This window comes from Ruegeria sp. AF2 (assembly GCF_056542025.1).
Map to the genome: position 1 here is coordinate 1,408,965 of NZ_JBQFZC010000001.1, position 21,182 is coordinate 1,430,146.

Annotated in this window: 20 protein-coding genes; 8 read left to right on the plus strand and 12 right to left on the minus strand. The window is 57.5% G+C overall.

What is annotated here, in order from left to right:
• Positions 1–58: 58 nt before the first annotated feature.
• The 6 genes from ACR0NM_RS06945 to ACR0NM_RS06970 all read right to left on the minus strand — a co-directional run bounded on the left by ACR0NM_RS06945 (position 59) and on the right by ACR0NM_RS06970 (position 5,896).
• On the minus strand, positions 59–904 hold the full coding sequence (locus ACR0NM_RS06945; RefSeq protein ID WP_170421165.1) for an ABC transporter permease: 846 nt from the start codon (positions 902–904) through the stop codon (positions 59–61).
• Complete coding sequence (locus ACR0NM_RS06950) at positions 901–1,818, minus strand: ABC transporter permease (RefSeq protein WP_480561692.1); 918 nt, start codon at positions 1,816–1,818, stop codon at positions 901–903. Before ACR0NM_RS06950 ends, ACR0NM_RS06945 begins: the two co-directional genes overlap by 4 nt.
• Positions 1,815–2,246, minus strand: a complete 432-nt coding sequence (locus ACR0NM_RS06955; RefSeq protein WP_170393374.1) for a GNAT family N-acetyltransferase — start codon at positions 2,244–2,246, stop codon at positions 1,815–1,817. Before ACR0NM_RS06955 ends, ACR0NM_RS06950 begins: the two co-directional genes overlap by 4 nt.
• Positions 2,246–3,043: an ABC transporter ATP-binding protein gene (locus ACR0NM_RS06960; protein WP_170421163.1), complete on the minus strand. Its 798-nt coding sequence runs from the start codon at positions 3,041–3,043 to the stop codon at positions 2,246–2,248. Before ACR0NM_RS06960 ends, ACR0NM_RS06955 begins: the two co-directional genes overlap by 1 nt.
• A 55-nt stretch (positions 3,044–3,098) precedes the next feature.
• Complete coding sequence (hydA, locus tag ACR0NM_RS06965) at positions 3,099–4,553, minus strand: dihydropyrimidinase (protein ID WP_170689802.1); 1,455 nt, start codon at positions 4,551–4,553, stop codon at positions 3,099–3,101.
• A gap of 92 nt (positions 4,554–4,645) precedes the next feature.
• Positions 4,646–5,896, minus strand: coding sequence for a Zn-dependent hydrolase (locus ACR0NM_RS06970; RefSeq protein ID WP_480613754.1), 1,251 nt, complete (start codon positions 5,894–5,896; stop codon positions 4,646–4,648).
• A 171-nt stretch (positions 5,897–6,067) separates the two neighbouring features.
• Here ACR0NM_RS06970 and ACR0NM_RS06975 point away from each other — a divergent pair, with 171 nt between their 5' ends.
• Together ACR0NM_RS06975 and ACR0NM_RS06980 are read left to right on the plus strand one after the other, a co-directional pair.
• Positions 6,068–6,676, plus strand: a complete 609-nt coding sequence (locus tag ACR0NM_RS06975; protein WP_170393378.1) for a TetR family transcriptional regulator C-terminal domain-containing protein — start codon at positions 6,068–6,070, stop codon at positions 6,674–6,676.
• Between the two features lie 34 nt (positions 6,677–6,710).
• On the plus strand, positions 6,711–6,935 hold the full coding sequence (locus ACR0NM_RS06980; RefSeq protein ID WP_480613756.1) for an N-(5'-phosphoribosyl)anthranilate isomerase: 225 nt from the start codon (positions 6,711–6,713) through the stop codon (positions 6,933–6,935).
• 51 nt (positions 6,936–6,986) lie between these two features.
• Here ACR0NM_RS06980 and preA read toward each other — a convergent pair whose 3' ends face one another.
• The 3 genes from preA to ACR0NM_RS06995 all read right to left on the minus strand — a co-directional run bounded on the left by preA (position 6,987) and on the right by ACR0NM_RS06995 (position 10,463).
• Entirely contained in the window at positions 6,987–8,291 is a 1,305-nt protein-coding gene (gene preA / locus ACR0NM_RS06985) for an NAD-dependent dihydropyrimidine dehydrogenase subunit PreA (RefSeq protein ID WP_170393380.1), read from the minus strand.
• A 45-nt stretch (positions 8,292–8,336) separates the two neighbouring features.
• Entirely contained in the window at positions 8,337–9,671 is a 1,335-nt protein-coding gene (locus ACR0NM_RS06990; protein WP_480613758.1) for an NAD(P)-dependent oxidoreductase, read from the minus strand.
• A 159-nt stretch (positions 9,672–9,830) separates the two neighbouring features.
• Complete coding sequence (locus ACR0NM_RS06995; RefSeq protein WP_480613760.1) at positions 9,831–10,463, minus strand: cupin domain-containing protein; 633 nt, start codon at positions 10,461–10,463, stop codon at positions 9,831–9,833.
• A gap of 152 nt (positions 10,464–10,615) precedes the next feature.
• Here ACR0NM_RS06995 and ACR0NM_RS07000 point away from each other — a divergent pair, with 152 nt between their 5' ends.
• From ACR0NM_RS07000 to ACR0NM_RS07010, 3 genes are all read left to right on the plus strand, one after another.
• Complete coding sequence (locus tag ACR0NM_RS07000) at positions 10,616–11,611, plus strand: hypothetical protein (RefSeq protein ID WP_480613762.1); 996 nt, start codon at positions 10,616–10,618, stop codon at positions 11,609–11,611.
• A 72-nt stretch (positions 11,612–11,683) separates the two neighbouring features.
• Positions 11,684–12,976, plus strand: coding sequence for an O-acetylhomoserine aminocarboxypropyltransferase/cysteine synthase family protein (locus ACR0NM_RS07005; RefSeq protein ID WP_170595912.1), 1,293 nt, complete (start codon positions 11,684–11,686; stop codon positions 12,974–12,976).
• Between the two features lie 4 nt (positions 12,977–12,980).
• Positions 12,981–13,691, plus strand: a complete 711-nt coding sequence (locus tag ACR0NM_RS07010) for a GNAT family N-acetyltransferase (protein ID WP_480613764.1) — start codon at positions 12,981–12,983, stop codon at positions 13,689–13,691.
• A 1-nt stretch (position 13,692) separates the two neighbouring features.
• Here the strand turns inward: ACR0NM_RS07010 and ACR0NM_RS07015 are convergent, their stop codons facing one another.
• The gene (locus ACR0NM_RS07015) at positions 13,693–14,388 is read right to left on the minus strand and encodes an SIMPL domain-containing protein (protein ID WP_170421149.1); all 696 of its coding nucleotides are present in this window, start codon (positions 14,386–14,388) and stop codon (positions 13,693–13,695) included.
• Positions 14,389–14,552: 164 nt separating this feature from the next.
• On the opposite strand from ACR0NM_RS07015, the gene ACR0NM_RS07020 reads away from it, so the two are divergent.
• Positions 14,553–16,439: a hypothetical protein gene (locus tag ACR0NM_RS07020; RefSeq protein ID WP_480613766.1), complete on the plus strand. Its 1,887-nt coding sequence runs from the start codon at positions 14,553–14,555 to the stop codon at positions 16,437–16,439.
• Positions 16,440–16,495: 56 nt separating this feature from the next.
• On the opposite strand, the gene hppD is transcribed toward ACR0NM_RS07020, so the two are convergent.
• Entirely contained in the window at positions 16,496–17,593 is a 1,098-nt protein-coding gene (gene hppD, locus ACR0NM_RS07025) for a 4-hydroxyphenylpyruvate dioxygenase (RefSeq protein ID WP_480613768.1), read from the minus strand.
• A gap of 147 nt (positions 17,594–17,740) precedes the next feature.
• On the opposite strand from hppD, the gene ACR0NM_RS07030 reads away from it, so the two are divergent.
• Complete coding sequence (locus ACR0NM_RS07030; RefSeq protein WP_170405101.1) at positions 17,741–18,196, plus strand: Lrp/AsnC family transcriptional regulator; 456 nt, start codon at positions 17,741–17,743, stop codon at positions 18,194–18,196.
• A gap of 20 nt (positions 18,197–18,216) precedes the next feature.
• On the plus strand, positions 18,217–20,100 hold the full coding sequence (locus ACR0NM_RS07035) for a monovalent cation:proton antiporter-2 (CPA2) family protein (RefSeq protein WP_170393396.1): 1,884 nt from the start codon (positions 18,217–18,219) through the stop codon (positions 20,098–20,100).
• Here ACR0NM_RS07035 and cobT read toward each other — a convergent pair.
• The gene (gene cobT / locus ACR0NM_RS07040) at positions 20,097–21,107 is read right to left on the minus strand and encodes a nicotinate-nucleotide--dimethylbenzimidazole phosphoribosyltransferase (protein WP_480613770.1); all 1,011 of its coding nucleotides are present in this window, start codon (positions 21,105–21,107) and stop codon (positions 20,097–20,099) included. The genes ACR0NM_RS07035 and cobT overlap by 4 nt on opposite strands.
• Positions 21,108–21,182 lie beyond the last annotated feature (75 nt).

The window sequence follows — 21,182 nt, forward strand, 5'->3', positions numbered from 1 at the left end:
TTCATATCTCCTAGTTGCTTATGTTTGCCCCGTTTATGGGGTCTGTTGAGTTATTCCTTTATCCTCGCTGCGACGGATGCCAGAAGGTCACCGCCTTTTCGATCATCGCCACTACGCCATAGAAGGCCGTCCCCGCCAGCGCGGCCACTACAATCTCGGCCCACACCATATCCAGCGACAATTGCCCGACGCTGGTCGATATCCGAAAGCCCATGCCCAATGTGGGGGAGCCAAAGAACTCAGCCACGATAGCGCCGATCAGCGCCAGAGTGGTAGAAATCTTGAGCCCGTTGAAAATAAACGGCATCGCGGCGGGGAGGCGAAGTTTCAGGAAGCTCTGCCAATAGGTGGCGGCATAGGTCTCCATCAGATCGCGCTGCATCGTTGTGGCTTCGCGCAGCCCTGCCACCGTGTTCACCAGCATCGGGAAGAACACCATCACTACGACGACCGCCGCCTTGGAATGCCAGTCGAACCCGAACCACATCACTAAAATGGGTGCGGTGCCCACGATAGGCAGCGCTGCAACAAAGTTGCCGACGGGAAGAAGCCCGAGGCGCAGGAAATCCCATCTATCCACGGCAATTGCCATGAGAAAGGCCGAACCGCAGCCGATGATGTAGCCGCTGAGTGCTCCCTTGATGATCGTTTGAACAAAGTCAGCCCAAAGTGTCGGCAAACTGTCCCAGAAACGGTCCCAGATGACTGATGGTGCGGGCAGGATGACCAAGGGCACTTCTAGTCCACGCACCACCAGTTCCCAGATGCCAATCACGGTCAGACCGAAGATCAGGGGCGCAAGAAACCGCACCATCCGTGTGTCAGAATAGGGTCCGCTGGCCAGACGGCTGTTCAACCACCAGCCCAATAACCAGACAGCGATTGCACCAAGAATAGGTATCATTGTGCCATCCCCATTCGTTTCAGGACGGTCCGCTCGATCAGCCCCAGCAACCCGACGAGACAGGCGGCGAGAATGGCCGCAGCAAACAGCGCCGACCAGATCTGTACCGTCTGGCCATAGTAGCTACCGGCCAGCAGCCGTGCACCCAACCCGGCAACAGCCCCGGTCGGCAGTTCTCCAACAATGGCCCCGACCAGCGAAGCAGCGACGCCAATTTTCAGCGATGTAAACAGATAGGGCATCGAGGCCGGCAGCCGCAGTTTCCAAAACCCTTGCGAACGGCTGGCATTGTAGGTTCGCAGCAAATCCAACTGCATAGCATCCGGGCTGCGCAGCCCTTTTACCATGCCTACGACGACGGGGAAGAAACTCAGATACGCCGAAATGATCGCCTTCGGAATGATCCCCTGAACCCCAACAGAATACAGAACAACGATGATCATCGGAGCCAGCGCAATGATAGGAATGGTCTGGCTAACGATCGCCCAGGGCATCACCGACAGATCCATCACCCGACTGTGCACGATCCCGACCGCCAGTAGGATGCCCAACCCGGTTCCGATAGCAAAACCCAGCATCGTGGCGCTCAGCGTGACCCAGCCATGATAAATCAGAGAGCGTTTCGAGGTGATTTTTTTCTCAATCGTGGTTTCCCACAACTCAATCCCAACTTGATGGGGTGCAGGCAGACGGGGGCGGTCCTGCTCCCATGTGGCTGGGATTGCAAACGCGTTGTTCAAGGCCAGACCGATCTCACCCATGTCCCGGCGATCCTTGGCTGAAGGTGGCTGGACTTCAGCACCCACGCGCTCCTGTTCAGTCAGAACCCCTTTGATATTCATAGGAATACAGGCCGCGTACCAGACAACGACAATGGCGGCGATCACGGTGAGGACTGCAATGATCTGCTTCATGCGTGCCACTCCATCCGAATGACAGGCACCGTGTCAGGTGGCACCGGAGGCTCTCTTCCCGTCTCAACAAAGCCCTCGCGCCGATAAAACCGTTGCGCGTCGACATTTGGCACATGTGTGGTCAGCCAAAGATGGTCGCGCCCCTCCTTCGCCTTATCCAGCAATTGCTTGCCGATGCCCTGCCCAGTGCGCAAACAATACAGCGCACCAACCTTATGTTCGACCGGATCGACAGACATATAGCAATCAATCGGATCACCTGCGATCCAGATGTCCCTGTTCGGAAACGCCTCAAGGATCAGATCCGCCAGCTTTTCTTCTGGCAATTCCTCGGGTATCCAATCGGTCTGCGCGGCCCAGGTCGCGATGATGCGCGCGCAATCCCCCACATCTTCGCGGGATGCCCGTCTGATGCCTTTATCCGCCATCACACATCATCCCCATGACCCGCTCGCAATCCTTCTCGCACGCGGTGGGCGACTTCGATAAACTCGGGCGTGTCACGGATATCCAGAGGCCGCTCTTTCGGCAGAGGGCTATCGATCACATCCGTGATCCGGCCAGGCCGAGGGCTCATTACCACGATCTTGGTGCTGAGATACACCGCTTCGGGGATCGAATGTGTTACGAAACCGATGGTCTTCTCGGTGCGCGCCCATAATGCCAGAAGCTGTTCGTTCAGATGGTCGCGCACAATCTCATCCAGCGCACCGAACGGTTCGTCCATCAGCAGAATATCCGCATCAAATGCCAAGGCCCGCGCAATACTGGCCCGCTGTTGCATCCCGCCCGAGAGCTGCCAGGGGAACTTACCGCCAAATCCATCAAGATCAACAAGTTCCAGAACCTTTCTAACGCGTTCCTCCTGCTCGGCGGAGGAATAGCCCATGATCTCAAGCGGCAGCTTGATGTTCTTTGCAATGGTCCGCCACGGGTAGAGCCCGGCCGCCTGAAACACATACCCATAAGCGCGCTTTCGCCGTGCTTCGTCAGGCGTCATGCCATTCACGGTCAGGGTCCCGCCGGTCGGTGTTTCCAGCGCTGCGATACAGCGCAGGAACGTCGTCTTGCCGCAGCCCGAGGGGCCGATAAAACTAACGAACTCCCCCTTGCCAATCGACAAGTTCACATCTTTCAGCGCATGAATAGGCCCATCATTCGTCTGAAATGTAAGATCCAGCTGCCTTGCCTCAATAACGGGCTGAGTAGTATTTTCTGTATTCATTCCATTGCCTTGAAGAAGCTCAGACCCGAGTCGCCAGAAAGGCGACCCAAGGGGTTTATACTCCCGTTGCCGGTATACCTGTCCGCTCAACAGGCCGGGGCGCTGTCAACTCTTTCCAGGTGCTCAGCGCCTTGTTCACATGGGTATTGGCCTCACGTGCCACGAACTTACCGTGCCCCTCCTGCGTCTGGATCTCGCCATCATGCACAGCCACAGCGCCACGGGTCAGCGTGAATCGAGGCAGTCCGCGCACTTCCTTACCCTCAAACACGTTGTAGTCGATCGACGACTGCTGCGTGTCAGCCGAGATCACCTTGGCCTTGTCCGGGTCCCAAACCACCAGATCCGCATCCGCGCCCACAAGAACTGCACCTTTTTTCGGATAGCAATTCAATATCTTGGCGATATTAGTTGAAGTTACTGCCACGAACTCGTTCGGCGTCAGCCGACCTGTATTCACACCATAGGTCCAAAGCATCGGCATCCGATCCTCCAACCCTCCGGTCCCGTTCGGGATTTTGGTGAAATCACCCACGCCATAGCGTTTCTGCTCGGTCGTAAAGGCGCAATGGTCCGTTGCCACGACGCTCAGCGTTCCCGATTGCAAACCGTTCCACAAGCTGTCCTGATGCTGCTTGTTCCGGAACGGAGGGCTCATGACGCGCCGTGCCGCATGTTCCCAATCGTGATGGAAGTATTCGCTTTCATCCAATGTCAGGTGTTGGATCAAAGGTTCACCCCAAACCCGCTTGCCCTGCATCTTGGCGCGCCGAATGGCTTCATGCGCCTCCTCACAGGAAGTATGCACCACATAGAGCGGCACACCCGCCATATCTGCAATCATGATCGCCCGATTGGTTGCCTCGCCTTCCACCTGCGGTGGGCGGGAATAAGCATGTGCCTCCGGCCCAGTATTGCCTTCGGCGAGCAGTTTCGCGCTCAGTTCAGCAACCACATCGCCATTCTCGGCATGGACCATCGCGGTGCCACCCAACTCGGCCAAACGCTTGAACGAGGCAAAAAGCTCATCGTCGTTCACCATCAGCGCGCCTTTATAGGCCATGAAGTGCTTGAACGTGTTGATGCCGCGCGTCTCGATGACGGTTTTGATGTCATCAAACACCTGCTCACCCCACCAGGTCACCGCCATGTGGAACGAATAGTCACAGTTCGCCCGCGTCGACTTGTTGTCCCACCGCTTCAGGGCGTCCAACAGGCTTTCACCCGGATTAGGCAACGCGAAATCCACCACCATCGTGGTCCCGCCCGCCAGCGCCGCCCGGGTCCCGCTTTCAAAATCATCGCTGGAATACGTCCCCATGAACGGCATTTCCAAATGCGTGTGCGGATCGATCCCTCCGGGCATGACATAACAACCACTCGCATCCAGTTCCTTATCACCTCGCAGGTCCGGCCCAATCTCAGTAATCACACCACCTTCGACCTTCACATCTGCCTTATAGGTCAGATCAGCGGTCACAACGGTTCCGTTCTTGATCACAGTGCTCATGTTAAACTCCCTGATGCGGTCTGCGCCGCTTGCTTCATCTGGCTAAAAATACCTCGGGGGAGTCGCCCATCGGGCGACGGGGGCAGAGCCCCCTATTCCACGATCTCAGCCGTCTCGACGACCGCATGCAACAGAACATCCGCCCCGGCTGCAGCCCAATCCTTGCTGATCTCCTCAGCTTCATTATGGCTCAACCCATCAACGCATGGGCACATCACCATCGCTGTTGGCGCCACCCGATTGATCCAGCAAGCATCATGCCCGGCGCCCGAGATGATATCCGTATGCGAATACCCCAAACGCTCAGCCGCATCGCGCACCGCCGCCACGCAACTCTCATCAAACTTTACCGGATCAAAGCCGCCCACCTTCTCGAATTCGATCTGCAGACCCATCTCTTCGACGATATCTTCGGCTGCCACCCGAAGGCGGTTCTCCATATCGGTGATCACATCCAACTCGGGCGATCTGAAATCGACCGTGAACACCACCTTCCCCGGGATCACATTGCGCGAATTCGGATAGACATCGATATGCCCCGCCGCACCAACGGCATGAGGCGCATGAGACCAAGCGATTTCATCCACCTTCTCAAGAATACGCGCCATCGCCAGCCCGGCATTCTTACGCATCGGCATTGGGGTCGACCCGGTATGCGCATCCTTGCCAGTTACCGTGACTTGCGTCCAACTCAAGCCCTGGCCATGGGTCACAACACCGATATCCTTGCCTTCCGCTTCCAGAATGGGGCCCTGTTCGATGTGCAGTTCGAAGAACGCATGCATCTTGCGGGCACCAACCTCTTCATCACCGCGCCAGCCGATACGGTTCAGCTCGTCCCCAAATTTCTTACCTTCGGCATCCTCGCGGTCATAGGCCCAATCCTGCGTATGCATTCCCGCAAACACACCCGAGGATAGCATTGCAGGCGCATAGCGCGTGCCCTCTTCGTTGGTCCAGTTGGTCGCAACAATGGGATGCTTGGTTTTGATGCCCAGATCATTCAAGGTCCGGATGATTTCCAACCCACCGAGCACGCCCAGTACGCCATCGTATTTGCCGCCAGTCGGCTGCGTATCCAGATGCGACCCAACATAGACTGGCAATGCCTCCGGATCCGTCCCTTCTCGTCTGGCGAACATGTTGCCCATCTGATCCAGCCCCATGGTGCAACCTGCATCCTCACACCATTTCTGAAACAAAGCGCGCCCCTCGGCATCCTCGTCGGTCAAGGTCTGGCGATTATTTCCACCTGCCACACCGGGCCCGATCTTGGCCATCTCCATCAGGCTGTCCCATAACCTGTCGCCATCGATCCTGAGATTCTGCGCCGGAGCTGCCATCTTGTTCTTCCCTGTTGCTTGCGATTTAGCTCGCTTTTGGTGTCTTGATTTGACCATCTGGTCAAACTCACGCTATCACGGGTTCGACATCAGTCAAGAAATTGCAGTGACCTGCCGGAATTTTCGACATATTTGACGCTCAACTGGCCGAAAAAAGGACAACAGGTGAACATGCCCAAAGACCGCGCCCCAACCCGGATTCAGCAAAAGAACCGAGCAGCGATTCTCGAGGCGGCCCTGAATGTGTTCTCAGCCCACGGTTTTCGCGGCGCAACCGTCGACCAAATTGCAGCTGAGGCGGGGCTAAGCAAGCCCAATCTGCTCTATTATTTTCCATCGAAAGAAGCGATCCATACAGCCCTGTTGTCGGGTCTGCTTGAAGTCTGGCTCGCTCCCCTGCACGCGTTGAATGAGGATGGCGACCCGCTGGAAGAAATACTGTCTTATATCCAACGCAAGCTTGAGATGAGCCGCGACCTGCCGCGCGAGAGCCGCCTCTTTGCCAATGAGCTTGTTCAGGGCGCGCCGCGCATTCATGAAGCTTTGTCCAGCGATCTCAAAAAACTGGTCGATGAAAAAACCACGATTCTGACAAGCTGGATGGCTCAGGGCAAAATTGCACGAGTCCATCCCTATCATCTGATTTTCTCGATCTGGGCACTGACACAGCATTATGCGGATTTCGATGTTCAAGTCCGGGCAATTCTTGGGGAAGAAGACCCATTCGAAGGCGCAGTTCCGTTCGTGGAAACGCTCTATCGAAAACTGCTTACACCTTAAGAGACACTTAACCCTATTGAGAAAAGCTCGGAGCATGAAGACGTATCGCTCAGATCCCGAGCCTTGGATCACCCAGCTTTTCTCGTCCCGATCTGCTCGAACGGGAGCTGTGGGGCGACGCTCAGTTGCTTGGGTCGAACGCGAGGTTGGTCACGCGGCTTTTCAGGCAGAAGTGAAACGGCGCGGATACCATTTGATCCGCACCGCCAATCAATATGTCATCATCTGCCACAACGGACCCATCGACATTCTGTTCTGAGTAAATTCGTCGAATTTTCTCCGCCAAGATTTTTCGACGAAAAATCTCTGACTACTCCGCCGCTTTCGCCATGGGGTTGTTGGGGTGTGTCGTCCAATTGGCATATTCAGGATCAACGACCTTGCCTGTGCGCGGATCAACCGCTCCGGCGGCCATCGGCTCCATGGAAATACACCCCTCTACAGGGCACACATCCACGCAAAGATTGCAGGCCACGCATTCCTCGTCGATAACCTCGAACACCCGATCCGCCGACATCGAAATCGCCTGATGGCTGGTATCTTCACAGGCTGCAAAACAGCGACCGCATTTGATGCACTGATCCTGATCGATCTTCGCTTTGGCGATGTAGTTGAGGTTCAGATATTGCCAATCCGTCACATTGGGCACTGCGCGTCCGATCACTTCGTCGATATTGGCATAGCCTTTCTCATCCATCCATTCTGATAAGCCAGCCGTCAATTCATCGATGATTTTGAACCCATAGGTCATCGCTGCAGTGCAGACCTGAACATTGCCGCAACCCAGCGAGATAAACTCTGCTGCATCGCGCCAAGTGGTGACGCCACCGATGCCTGAGATCGGTAGCCCATGCGTGGCTTCAGCCCGCGCAATCTCGGACACCATCGACAACGCGATTGGTTTCACCGCCGGTCCGCAGTAGCCACCATGGCTGCCTTTACCGTCAATCGAGGGTTCGGGGCTGAACGTGTCCAGATTGACACTGGTGATCGAGTTGATCGTATTGATCAGCGATACCGCATCCGCGCCCCCATTCTTCGCCGCCGCCGCAGGTTTGCGGATATCCGTAATGTTCGGCGTTAGCTTCACGATAACTGGGCGGTCGTAATACTGTTTGCACCAACGGGTCACCATTTCGATGTATTCCGGCACCTGCCCGACGGCAGACCCCATACCCCGTTCACTCATCCCGTGCGGACAGCCAAAATTCAGCTCGATCCCGTCCGCACCGGTTTCAGCCACACGCGGCAGAATGGCCTTCCAAGCAGCCTCCTCACAGGGCACCATGATCGAGGCGATCAGGGCGCGATCTGGATAATCCGCCTTTACGCGGGCCATTTCCTCAAGGTTCACCTCAAGCGGCCGATCTGTGATCAGTTCGATGTTGTTGAGTCCCAACAACCGGCGGTCCGCGCCATAAATCGCGCCATAGCGTGGGCCGTTCACATTCACGACCGGAGGCCCCTCGGCCCCCAAGGTCTTCCACACTACGCCGCCCCATCCGGCCTCGAAGGCGCGGCGAACATTGTACTCCTTATCCGTCGGTGGCGCGGAGGCCAGCCAATACGGGTTCGGGCTTGATATTCCAAGAAAGTTTGATGTTAAATCAGCCATTTATCCGGCCTCCCTGATGCAGCTCTGCATCTTTGTCTTTGAGTTTCACGCGCTCAGTGCAGCGTGGATATCCATCGCGGCATCGCGACCTTCGGCTACGGCGGTCACGGTCAGGTCTTCGCCTCCTGCCGCACAGTCTCCGCCAGCCCACACACCGGTCATTGAAGTGCGTCCCGCCCCGGTCACGGCAATCTTATTGCCATCCAGCGTTAGCCCTTCCGGCGCACCGTCAAGCGTCTGACCGATGGCCTTAAGAACCTGATCGGCCGGCACACGGACAGTTTCACCCGTTCCGGTCAGTCGACCATCATGGCTAGCAGTATACTCCAATTCGATCTCTGCTGCGGCACCATTTCCGTGAATGGCCACCGGCTGAACATTGCAGAGAATCCGAACACCATGCGACGCCGCCAAATCCTGTTCGTACCGGCTGGCACCCATCGCGTCGCGACCTCGGCGATAGGCGATGGTGACGTGCTCAGCGCCTAGCAGTTTCGATTTCACTGCCGCATCTACGGCAGTCATACCACCGCCAATCACAACGACATTGCGACCCACAGGTAGATCAACCAGATCGCTGGCCTGTCGCACATCCGAGATAAAGTCGACCGCCGGGCGCACCCCGTCTTTATCGACCCCATCAGCCCGCAGTGCGTTCACCCCCGCAAGTCCTATTGACAGGAAAACAGCGTCATAGTTCTCCTGCAACCCTTCCAGAGAAATCGTCTCTCCCAGAATCGAACCGGTCTCGATCGCGATCCCGCCTATTTTAAGCAGCCAATCGACCTCGGCCTGTGCAAAATCATTGGTAGATTTATACGCCGCAATCCCGTATTCGTTCAGACCGCCTGGCTTGGGCTTGCCTTCGTGGATCACCACATCGTGCCCCAGCATCGCCAGACGATGCGCACAGGCCAGACCGGCGGGCCCTGCCCCAACTACGGCAATTGTCTTGCCGGTTGATGCGGCGCGCTCGAACGGATGCGCACCCGAGGCCATCACATCATCGGTTGCGTAACGCTGCAGGCGTCCGATCTCGACCGGCTTGCCTTCGGCCGTCTCACGCACGCAAGCCTCTTCACACAAAGTTTCGGTCGGACAAACCCGGGCACACATGCCGCCCAGAATGTTCTGCTCCAGAATGGTCTGCCCTGCCGCCTGCGGTTGCCCGGCCTGAATCTGGCGAATGAACAACGGAATATCGATATCCGTAGGACATGCCGTCACACATGGCGCGTCATAGCAGAAATAGCATCGATCGGCGGCCACAGCGGCCTCGTGCGGGGCCAGTGGCGGATGCAGATCGGTGAAATTCGAGGTCAGCTCATCGCTGGAAAGCCGCCCGGAGACGATCCCGGGTGCCATCTGGCCCTGTGCCATCACTCTACTCCCTGTAGATATGTTTGTTATGGACCCCAGCTTGCCACAATCTGATTTTTTATCAATTGGTAAAATTTGCCAAATGGTCAAAAAATGAAAAATCCGGGCGGAATGGCCCGGATTCAGTCAGAAATTGCCTATTTTGTTGGCAGCGGTGGCTCAGACCATCCCACCCAGGTGGCCGGATTTGATCCAAACACGGGCTCCGCCCTCTGCTGCTACAGCAGCAAAGCGTGATCCAGGCGGCAAGCGCAACCAGTCCCAAGTGCCAAATTCTTCGCCCGCCTCGGCAAAGCCACCTTCGATAACAAAGACCTCAAACCCCTTATCGGCGTCCAATTCAATATGTTCGCCCGCGCCCCAGGTTTGCACCTGGACATCCTCATGCACGTTCTTGAACAAATCGATATCTCCGCCCCCGTTGATCGAGCGCCGAACCTCGGTGCGGTCGTCGGGGTCGAACTGATGCAATTTGACCAGAATAGTCGCGCCTTCGCTGGCCGAGGGTGTATGGGAGGACGTCGGGGGATTGCGTACATAGCTGCCGACAGGGAAATCTCCGGTTTCATCCTGGAACACTCCGTCCAGCACTAGATATTCCTCACCCCCGTCATGAGTATGCGACGAAAACGCGCTGCCGGGGGCAAAGCGCACGATGGTTGTGGCACGCGCCACTTCCTCGCCAATGCGGTCCAGCATCTTGCGTTCGACGCCAGCAGCCGGTGACGCGACCCATTCGGTCTGATCAAAGTGAACGGCGACCCGCTGTGTGAAATTTGCATTGACCCGCATATGCAATCCTCCTGCGTTGCTGTCACATTAGATGGGAGCACGAGCCGGATTTGCAAACCGGTCATGTTTGGGGTTTTGACGCCCTTCACAGCTTGTTGTACTTCCGGTTGAGGCAGCGGCCGAATACCGGCCCGATCAGAAAGCGCAACACGATGCAGGCAAGCCCGGCGACATTTAACATCCTCATCATCGGGCAAAACAACCGGCTGCAATACGAGGCGCTTTTGTTCGCCGCCTCGCTGCGCCACAGCTCATCAGGGTTCAAAGGTCGGCTGTTCGTGGGGGTGCCACAGCCCGGCCCTCTTTGGCCTCAGAACCCCAGCATTCAGGATGCCGAAGTTCTTGAAGCCCTGCAGCATCTGGGTGCCGAGATTCTGCCTTTTGAGTCTCATGCTTTTGGCTCGAGCTATCCCAATGGCAACAAGATCGAAGCTTTGCTGGCGATGCCAGAGGGTGAGCCCTTTGTCTTCTTCGACTCCGACACTCTGATCACCGGCGAAATTTCCGACGTCCCGTTCGATTTCGAACAGCCCGGCGCCTCACTTCGGGTCGAGGGAACATGGCCCAAACCCACGCTCTACGGCCCAGGATATGACGGTATCTGGCGCGCACTGTATGACCGGTTCGGGCTGGATTTCGAAAGCTCTCTCGATCCCAGCCAGCCCGAGGGTTATTGGCGGCGCTACCTGTATTTTAACGCCGGTTATTTCTTCTACAAATGCCCCCGCCAATTTGGTGAGCGGTTTATGGGCTATGCCCGCGCCATTCGCGACGAGGAAATCCCCGAACTGACCGGGCAAGTTCTGAACCCGTGGCTGGATCAGATCGCCTTGCCGCTGGTCATCCATTCCTTCGGTGGCGGACGGGATGCCCTGCCCGAGGGCCTGCTGGATGGGTCGGTCAGCTGCCACTATCGCCTGTTCCCGATGCTCTACGCCCGCGAAAGTGATCATGTGGTCGAGGTATTGGAAACTGTCGTGGCCCCGAACAAGATCAAAAAAGTGCTCAAAGGCTATGATCCACTGAAGAAGCTGGTGATACAGCGCAAGGGTGCGAAGATCCGGGCATTGTTCGACCGAAACAACCTGCCCGCACGCGAACAGGTCATTCGCAAAACGATCAAGTCTAAGGGGCTTTGGCTACGGTGACGCGGACATTGTGCCGGGCGAGCCAATGTCCTAGAGATTCAGCAACACACATTCCAACAGGAGATTTCCTCGATGTCTGACGGACCCACCTACGGTTTTGACACGCTGCAAATTCACGCCGGGGCCCGCCCCGACCCTGCCACAGGCGCGCGCCAGACACCGATCTACCAGACCACCGCTTATGTCTTCCGCGACGCTGACCACGCCGCCGCGCTGTTCAATCTGCAGGAAGTGGGGTTCATCTATTCCCGCCTGACCAACCCGACTGTTGCGGTGCTGCAGGAACGTGTGGCGACGCTTGAGGGCGGCGTTGGCGCGGTGTGCTGTTCCTCGGGTCACGCGGCGCAGATCATGGCGCTGTTCCCGCTGATGGGACCGGGCTGCAACGTGGTGGCTTCGACCCGTCTGTACGGCGGCACGGTCACGCAGTTCAGCCAGACGATCAAACGCTTTGGCTGGTCGGCCAAGTTTGTCGACACCGATGATCTGGACGCCGTCAAGGACGCTATCGACGAAAACACCCGCGCGGTGTTCTGCGAATCCATCGCCAACCCGGGCGGTTATGTCACCGATATCCGTGCGCTGGCGGATTTAGCCGATGCAGCAGGCATTCCGCTGATCGTCGACAACACCTCGGCCACGCCCTACCTGTGCCGCCCGATTGAACACGGCGCGACTCTGGTCGTTCACTCGACCACCAAGTACCTGACCGGAAACGGCACCGTGACCGGCGGCTGCATCGTGGATTCGGGCAAGTTCGACTGGTCGGCAAATGACAAGTTTCCTTCGCTCAGCGAACCCGAATCCGCCTATCACGGACTGAAATTCCACGAGACCTTCGGCCCGCTCGCCTTTACATTCCACGGCATCGCGATCGGTCTACGCGATCTGGGCATGACGATGAACCCTCAGGCGGCGCATTACACACTGATGGGGATAGAAACGCTATCGCTACGGATGGAGCGCCATGTCGAAAACGCGCAGAAAATAGCAGCGTGGCTCGAGGCAGACGACCGTGTGGATTACGTGACATATGCTGGCCTGCCATCCTCGCCCTATAGCGACAGGGTAAAAAAGCACTACCCGCGCGGCGCGGGTGCCCTGTTCACTTTTGCGGTCAAGGGCGGCTATGACGCCTGCGTAAAGCTGGTGAACGCGCTTGAGATCTTCAGCCACGTGGCCAACCTTGGCGACGCACGGTCGCTGATCATCCACTCGGCCTCGACGACCCACCGTCAGTTGACGCCCGAGCAGCAGGAAGCTGCAGGCGCAGGCCCTGGAGTGGTCCGCGTATCCATCGGGATCGAGGATGCAGACGATCTGATCGCTGATCTCGATCAGGCTCTGTCCAAAGCCAGCGCCTGATCCGATGACCGGGCACAACACAAATGAACTGGGTCAACCCATCGGTTTTTCGGTCACGGGCGAGTTTCCTCGCCCCACGCCACCTTACACACCGATGCAGGGCCGGTTCTGTTCCGTTGTGCCATTGGATGTAAACAGGCACGCGCCCGGCTTGTACCGGGCGTTTGCCAATGACATGGACGGCCACAATTGGACTTATCTGCCCTACGGCCCGTTCGACTCTGAGGCGGATTTCACCGCATGGGCGCAGTCAAACTGCATGGATGCGGACCCGATGTTCCATACGGTGCTCGACGCGGATGAGGTACCCGTGGGGATGGCCTCATACCTTCGGGTCGAACCAGCAGCGGGTTCAATCGAGGTAGGCCATATCCACTTCTCTCCCCTGCTCCAGCGCAAACCGCAATCGACCGAGGTTATGTATCTGATGATGCGCCGTGTGTTCGATGAGCTTGGTTATCGCCGCTACGAATGGAAATGTGATGCGCTGAACGCGCCATCAAAGCGCGCGGCCGAGCGTTTGGGTTTCACATTCGAGGGCGTCTTCCGGCAGGCGACGCATTACAAAGGGCGCAACCGGGATACGGCGTGGTTTTCGATAATCGACAGCGAATGGCCGCGCATTCGGGCGGCCTTCGAGAACTGGCTTGCGCCGGGGAATTTCGATGCATCGGGCCAGCAGCGCCAACCGCTGCAAGCCCGCGCTGAATCCTAGCTTACTCCGCGATTTCGAACTCCATCGCGATATTGACCGACACGGAAATCTCTCCGCCTGCGACCGGCACGCCACCGGCGTCCGACATCGCCATCTCGCGCATCTGAGCCATCGGGCGAACACCTCCGCCGTGGTCGTTGATCGATAGGACGGGACCCAGGGTAACTCCGGACGCCTGCGCCAGTTGCTGCGCCTTCTCGGTCGCATCTGCCACAGCTTTGGCCCGTGCTTCAGCCTCAAGCGGTTTAGGCTCTTGCACGCCAAAGCTCAGACCGCCGAAATCATTGGCACCATCCTTGATGACCGCATCCATGATCTGGCCCAGATTATCCAGATCCCGTACGCGAACCGAAACGCGGTTGGACGCGGTGAACCCAGTGATCTTGGGTGGCTCATTGCTGGAATTGCTGCGCCCCGACCAGACCGGTGAAAGCGACAGATCGCGCGTCTGAACATCGCGCGCCTCCAATCCCATTTCGTCCAGTCGTTTGAGGATCTGCGTCACCGCATCCGAGGTCGCCTGCATCGCTACCGATGCCTGCGCATCCTGATTGGTCACGCCCAGCGTTATCGTTGCCATATCGGGTGCAACCAGAGCCGTACCGGTCCCGCTGACCGAGATGCGACGTTCTTCCGCATGGGCGGGCAGAGTCGCGGTGGCAGCGGCCATGGCGGCCAAAAAAGCAAGTGTCTTCAAGATGATCCCTCCTTGATGCTTGCCCTCAAGATGGGTGGTCAGGCCCGTACACGGCAAGGGGGAAACGTGCCTTTTTCTTTCCCTCGGCGAGTTCCTGCTCTAATCTCGGTGGGCAGACATCTAAGCGTTTGCATAAAAGCCGACAATTATGGTTCATCGCGATTATGAAACCCGCCTTTGCGCTGTCATTTTCTGAAAACGGCATTTCCTTGCATCATCAGTCGGATGGAGACTGGTACTGCATTGGAACCGTTCCGTTAGATGCGTCGGATTTCGCGGACCAGATGCAGGCCCTTCGGGATCAGGGATTCGCGCTGGAAAATGACCTGAGTTGCAAGCTTGTGATTCCATCCGATCAGGTGCGCCGCTTGGTTGTCGACACCGATGGTTTGGACACCGATGCAGCGGCGAAAAAGGTCAAGGATACGTTGGCCGCAGCCACGCCCTATGAGCTATCAGAGCTGGCTTATGTCGCGGGCGACGTGGGGACTGAGACCCCGGTTGCCGCTGTGGCCCAGCAAACGCTGGACGAAGCCAGCGCATTTGCCACCGATCATGGCTTTATCCCCGAGGCATTCTGGGTCAGCGCAACCGGCAACGATACTTTGGACGCGCCATTTCTGGAACTGCCGATCATTGTGGATGAGGACGCTGTGATTGCGGCCCCCAAACCCGTTGATACGCCGGACATACCGGTTCACGCCATCGCTGAAGATGCAGCCCCCCCTGCATTTGAGCCTGCTACCAAAGCACTGCCCTCGTCTGCCAAGACAGGAACGGATCTGAAACGCTTTGCAATTCCTGCGATCGCAGCGTCGGTTGTGGTTGGAATGTTGCTGGGTGTCTGGTCTTACAACAGCTCTGACCCCGAAATTGTCGAAGTGGCCGAGCCGTTAGAGCCCGAGCTGCAGCCAGAGCCAGAAATTGTGACGGCAGAACCGCAGGCACAACCCGAACCTCAGGAAACCGAGATCGCAAGCCTCCCACAAGAACCTGAAGTGGCAGAGGAAGAACCGGTGCTCACCCCCACGGACGAGGCCATTCTCGAGGCACTGAAGATTGAACCGGAGCCGGTCGAAGACATCGCTGATCTGCCAGAGAGCAGAACCGAGTTTCGTGAGTTTACCGGCACCGCCCCTGTTGAACCTTCAGATCTGGAGCCAGCGCCTGTGGCTGGCGTGGATAATCAATATCTCACATCGGTCGATCGCTCGGACCTGTCGACCGATTCCGTCGCACTACCCGAACTTGCCAGCCTGGACACAGATGCGTCTTTTGAGTCGATCTCTTTGCCAGGCCAAGCGGGGCAGCGGTTCAACCTGGATGAACGCGGACTTGTGACGCCAAGTGCCGAAGGCACGTTGAACCCGGCCGGTGTGATGGTTTATCTGGGTCGTCCCGCATCCGTGCCCCCCGAACCCCCAACCAGGTTCGAAACAGAACCCGTTGTCATAGAAGAGGTCGATGAGAGACTCGCGGCGTTTCGCCCGCGGCCACGCCCGGAAAATCTGGTGGATCAATTCGAACGCCAGCAACTTGGCGGTCGATCCCGGCAAGAACTGGCCTCGGTCCGGCCCAAGCTGCGGCCCGAGTCTCTGCAAACCCCTCCGCAGGTCGATGAAACCCCGACTGCGCTGGCTGTTGTACGGGTACCCCGTCCAAAAATCAGGCCTGCCAGCATCACGGCGCGCGCGACACGGCAACCTAGTTCTGGGAGTGCAGCGCTGGCCTCGACCGCAAATGTGGCCAGTAATGCCGATGAAGTTGGCTCGTTCCAGCCCAGAACGGTCAACCCCAAAATCCCGTCTTCCGCGTCAGTTGCGAGACAAGCAACCATCGACAACGCGATTAACCTGCGCAAGTTGAACCTAATCGGCGTGTACGGCACCCCGGCAAACCGTCGTGCTTTGGTCCGCCTGCCCAGCGGACGCTACAAAAAGCTGAAGGTGGGCGATCGCATCGACGGAGGTAATGTCATCGCCATCGGCGACAGCGAGTTGCGCTATCAGAAGCGCGGCAAGAACATCACGCTCAAGATGCCGCGCGGGTAAAGAAAATGCGCCATGTCGGTCAGACACGGCGCTCGGTTGATTTCATTGATTCATGTTTAGGCTGCCGAGATTTCACCCGACTCGATCTGCTCACGTTCAATCGATTCAAACAGGGCTTTGAAATTGCCCTCACCAAACCCGTCATCCCCTTTACGCTGAATGAACTCAAAGAAGATCGGGCCAATGACTGTTTTCGAAAAGATCTGCAGCAGAATCTTGGTCTCACCGCCATCAACTACACCTTCGCCGTCGATCAGAATGCCGTGCTTCATCATCCGATGCTTGGGCTCATCATGGCCGGACACACGGTCGTAAGACATGTCATAATAGGCCTCGTTCGGACCGGGCATGAACTTCAGACCCTTCTCGGCAATGGCATCGGTCGAGGCGTAGATATCGTCGCTGCCCACCGCGATATGCTGGATGCCTTCGCCATTGTACTTCTTCAGGTAGGAGACGATCTGTCCGGTCTCTCCACGATCTTCATTGATCGGAATGCGAATGCGACCACAAGGTGAAGTCAACGCGCGACTGTAAAGCCCGGTGAACTTACCTTGAATGTCGAAAAAGCGGATTTCACGGAAGTTGAACAGGTCGCCATAGAATTTGAACCACTTGTCCATGTTGCCCTTGAACACGTTGTGGGTCAGGTGATCTAGATAGTAGAACCCATCGCCGCGCGGTTTTGACTGCTCCAGCCATTCAAATTCCTCGTTGTAGGGCGAGGTGTCATAATACTGATCGATGAAGTAGATCAGCGAACCACCAATGCCCTTGATCGCCGGAACATTCATGGTCTTGTCTGCGCCATCATAAGGCTCAGCCCCTTTGGCGATCGCGCGCTCATAAGCCTTCTGAGCATCAACAACGCGCCAGCCCATGGCAGGGGCGCAGGGGCCGTGCTCGGCCACGAATTTGGCTGCAAAACTGTCAGGATCCGCGTTCAGGATGTAGGTTACATCACCCTGTTGCCAAAGCTCGACCTTGGGGGTGTTGCGGTGATAGCCGACATAGTCGAAGCCCATTCGCGCAAACAGGTCTCGCAGCTCTTGCGGCTCGGGGTGTGCGAATTCAACAAACTCAAACCCGTCGGTACCGGCTGGGTTTTCTTCGCTGATGACAGATTTCGGGGCGTTATGCGGGAAAGGACCCATGGCGCGTCTCCTCGGAAAACAGGAATTTCTTTGCTGATTCAAAAATACGCCTTAATGAGTGCTGTTTCTGCGCATTGTTTTCGTATAAACTAAGTTTAGATGCGTACTTTCCGCATATTGATTGCAAATCTTGAGGAAACGCCGCACGTGCTGGATCGGATTGATATCGGAATACTCGCAGCTTTGCAGCGCGACGCGCATCTGACGTCGCAGCAATTGGGTGATGTGCTGAATCTATCCGCCAGTCAGGCGGGCCGTCGCCGACAGCGCCTTGAGGCCGAGGGTTATATCACTGGGTACACCGCACGACTGGACCCGCTGAGGCTGGGGCTACAGGTTCAGGGGTTCATTCAGGTGCATCTGGGCACTCATGGTCCCGAACAATCCGCAGGCTTCGCCCGCATGGTCAACACCCGCCCCGAGATCACCAGCGCCTGGACGATGACAGGTGAGGCAGATTATCTGCTTCACGTCTATTGTGACGACTTATCCGCACTCAATACCTTGCTTCACGAAGTGATCCTGCCGCATCCTGCAGTTGCACGGGTGCAAAGCCAGATCGTAATGGACCAATTGAAACGCGACGCGCCGCTCCCGACCTGAGCGGATTTAAGAGGACAATAATGAACGAGTTCCTTTATCAGGCATCGATCTATCTGGCAGCTGCGGTGATCGCGGTGCCGCTTTCCGCCCGTCTGGGTCTGGGATCGGTGCTGGGTTATCTGGCCGCAGGCATCGCGATTGGACCAATTCTGGGGCTAGTTGGCGCAGAGACCGAAAGCCTACAGCATGTGGCCGAATTCGGCGTCGTGATGATGCTGTTCCTGATCGGGCTCGAGCTTGAGCCCCGTGCCTTGTGGGATATGCGGGACAAATTGTTAGGCTTGGGCGGGTTGCAGGTCGGCCTGTCGACCGCCGCAATCGCAGCTGTGGCGTTCTATGCGGGTCATCAATGGTCGGTGGCGCTGGCGGTTGGATTGACCTTGTCGCTTTCTTCCACGGCAATCGTGCTGCAGACCCTGTCCGAAAAGGGCCTGATGCAAACCAACGGAGGTCGAGCGACCTTCTCGGTCCTGCTGACGCAGGACATTGCCGTAATCCCGATCCTAGCTTTCCTGCCGCTGCTTGCCCTGCCCGCAAGTATCCACATCGAAGATGACGGCTCCATCAGCCGTGGCGTAGGCATAGCCAAAGACGCGGATTATCACGCCAAACTCTCGCTGGTCGAAGGTCTGCCCGGCTGGGCCGTTACGCTTGTCACCATTGGCGCCGTCGCGTTTGTCGTATTGGCCGGCATCTACCTGACCCGCCCACTGTTCCGTTTCATCCACGCCACCCACCTGCGCGAAATGTATACGGCACTGGCGCTAATGATCGTGGTCGGCATCTCGTTCCTGATGACCCTTGTGGGCCTGTCGCCCGCTCTTGGCGCGTTTCTGGCCGGAGTGGTTCTGGCCAGTTCGGAGTTCCGACACGAAATGGAAAGCGACCTTGAGCCGTTCAAGGGGCTTTTGCTGGGCCTGTTCTTCATCACCGTGGGCGCTGGGATCGATATCGGGTATTTCTTCGCCGACCCGTTTGACCTGATCGGTTTGGCCTTGCTGGTCATACTGGCCAAGGGGATCATCCTGTTCATCGTCGGGCGCGCCTTCAAGCTGCGCGGGCGCGATCACTGGCTGTTCACGCTGGGTTTGGCCCAGGCCGGTGAATTCGGCTTTGTCTTGTTGGCGTTTTCTACGCAGCAGAACGTGATTCCGCCGGGCTTGTCGCAAAAACTGTTGATGATCATCGCGCTGACCATGTTGATCACACCGCTTCTGTTTATCGTCTACGACGTACTTTCGCGCTTTCTCGGCGAGAGCAATCCGCAGGTTGAACCCGATCAGATCGACGAAAAAGGCCCTGTCATCATCGCCGGGATCGGTCGCTTTGGGCAGATCGTCAACCGGCTGGTACAGGCAAGCGGGTTTAAAACAGTTGTTCTGGACCACGATATCGAAACGATCCAGCTGATGCGACGGTTCGGTGTCAAAGGCTTCCTTGGCGACCCCACTCGCCCCGAATTGCTGCGCGCTGCTGGAATCGAAAAGGCAGCGGTCCTTGTCGCGGCCATGGATGACTACAAACAGGTCACCCGTCTCGTCGGATATGCCCGCCGCCAGCGGCCCGATCTGCACATCATCGCCCGCGCCCGCGACCGCAACCATGTCTATGAACTGTATCAGGCAGGGGCCAACGACATTGTCCGCGAGATGTTCGACGGATCGCTACGCGCGGGCCGCTATGTATTGGAGAACATTGGCCTCAGTGAATACGAGGCCGCACAAGCTGAACAAACCTTTTATCACCACGACCGGGGATCGGTGCGCGAGCTTGCAGAACTGTGGATCCCCGGCATGCCCACAGCCGAAAACAAGAAATACATCGAGCGTGCGCGGCAACTGGAAAAAGATCTGGAAACCGCGCTGCTGGAACTGGCCGAGGAACACGCCAAGAAGTCGGCTTAACCGTCCGACACACCCGCTTCAGCGAATGTCGCCATGCCGGAATGGCAAGCAACCGCGCTTTTCAGAATGTTGATCGCCAACGCCCCGCCCGAGCCCTCGCCCAAGCGCAGGCCCAGGGTCAGCAATGGCTCCTTGCCGAGCTTGCCCAGCATCGCGGCATGCGCGCCCTCGGCGCTTTGGTGGCCCGCGATGGTGTGATCAAGCGCTGTTTCCGAAATCTGCGCCAGACAGGCTGCTGCTGCGGTGCAGATGAATCCATCCAGAATTACCGGTATCCGCAATACGCGCGCGGCGGCTATCGCACCCGCCATAGCCGCAATCTCGCGTCCGCCGAGGCACCTTAGAATATGAAGTCCATCGCCCTGACCATGCAGAGCGACGCCTTCCGCAACAACCCTGGTTTTGTTCGCCAGACCTGCATCATCCACACCGGTCCCGCGGCCAGTCCAGTCGGCAGCATCCCCGCCAAATAGCGCGCAAGCGATGGCGGCAGCCGGCGTGGTATTTCCGATCCCCATCTCTCCAACAACCAGCAGATCGGCCTGCGGATCAACCGCCTGCCATCCTGTGCGCAGTGCGCTTAGAAATTCCTCTTCGCTCATCGCGGGGGCTTGGGTAAAATCTGCGGTCGGACGGTCCAGCTCCAGCGCGTGCACGTCCATCTTCGCGCCCGCAGCCTTTGCCAACTGGTTGATCGCCGCGCCGCCATGTTCGAAATTCATGACCATCTGCACCGTCACTTCGGGCGGGAACGCCGAGACACCTTGAGCAGTTACGCCATGGTTGCCAGCAAACACGATGACCTGCGGCGCATCGATCCGAGGCCGCGCATCCCCGCGCCAACCTGCATACCAGATCGCCAGATCCTCAAGCCGCCCCAACGCGCCGGGCGGTTTGGTTAGTTGACCGTTGCGCTCTTCCGCGCCCTGCTTGGCAGCGGTGTCCGGACCGGGTGCGCCGGTCAGCGCATTGCGGAAACTGTTCAGGTCATTGAGTTCGGGCAGCATGGAAAGCCTCGTTGCATCAGAGTGGTTGTGTGTGTTTAACCAATGCTGGCAAAGCAACAAGACCCGGAAAGGCCT

Coding starts and splice junctions, on each gene's coding strand:
- ACR0NM_RS06945 (WP_170421165.1), bottom strand. CDS start 904: ATGATACCTATTCTTGGTGCAATCGCTGTCTGGTTATTGGGCTGGTGG.
- ACR0NM_RS06950 (WP_480561692.1), bottom strand. CDS start 1,818: ATGAAGCAGATCATTGCAGTCCTCACCGTGATCGCCGCCATTGTCGTT.
- ACR0NM_RS06955 (WP_170393374.1), bottom strand. CDS start 2,246: ATGGCGGATAAAGGCATCAGACGGGCATCCCGCGAAGATGTGGGGGAT.
- ACR0NM_RS06960 (WP_170421163.1), bottom strand. CDS start 3,043: ATGAATACAGAAAATACTACTCAGCCCGTTATTGAGGCAAGGCAGCTG.
- hydA (WP_170689802.1), bottom strand. CDS start 4,553: ATGAGCACTGTGATCAAGAACGGAACCGTTGTGACCGCTGATCTGACC.
- ACR0NM_RS06970 (WP_480613754.1), bottom strand. CDS start 5,896: ATGGCAGCTCCGGCGCAGAATCTCAGGATCGATGGCGACAGGTTATGG.
- ACR0NM_RS06975 (WP_170393378.1), top strand. CDS start 6,068: ATGCCCAAAGACCGCGCCCCAACCCGGATTCAGCAAAAGAACCGAGCA.
- ACR0NM_RS06980 (WP_480613756.1), top strand. CDS start 6,711: ATGAAGACGTATCGCTCAGATCCCGAGCCTTGGATCACCCAGCTTTTC.
- preA (WP_170393380.1), bottom strand. CDS start 8,291: ATGGCTGATTTAACATCAAACTTTCTTGGAATATCAAGCCCGAACCCG.
- ACR0NM_RS06990 (WP_480613758.1), bottom strand. CDS start 9,671: ATGGCACAGGGCCAGATGGCACCCGGGATCGTCTCCGGGCGGCTTTCC.
- ACR0NM_RS06995 (WP_480613760.1), bottom strand. CDS start 10,463: ATGCGGGTCAATGCAAATTTCACACAGCGGGTCGCCGTTCACTTTGAT.
- ACR0NM_RS07000 (WP_480613762.1), top strand. CDS start 10,616: ATGCAGGCAAGCCCGGCGACATTTAACATCCTCATCATCGGGCAAAAC.
- ACR0NM_RS07005 (WP_170595912.1), top strand. CDS start 11,684: ATGTCTGACGGACCCACCTACGGTTTTGACACGCTGCAAATTCACGCC.
- ACR0NM_RS07010 (WP_480613764.1), top strand. CDS start 12,981: ATGACCGGGCACAACACAAATGAACTGGGTCAACCCATCGGTTTTTCG.
- ACR0NM_RS07020 (WP_480613766.1), top strand. CDS start 14,553: ATGAAACCCGCCTTTGCGCTGTCATTTTCTGAAAACGGCATTTCCTTG.
- hppD (WP_480613768.1), bottom strand. CDS start 17,593: ATGGGTCCTTTCCCGCATAACGCCCCGAAATCTGTCATCAGCGAAGAA.
- ACR0NM_RS07035 (WP_170393396.1), top strand. CDS start 18,217: ATGAACGAGTTCCTTTATCAGGCATCGATCTATCTGGCAGCTGCGGTG.
- cobT (WP_480613770.1), bottom strand. CDS start 21,107: ATGCTGCCCGAACTCAATGACCTGAACAGTTTCCGCAATGCGCTGACC.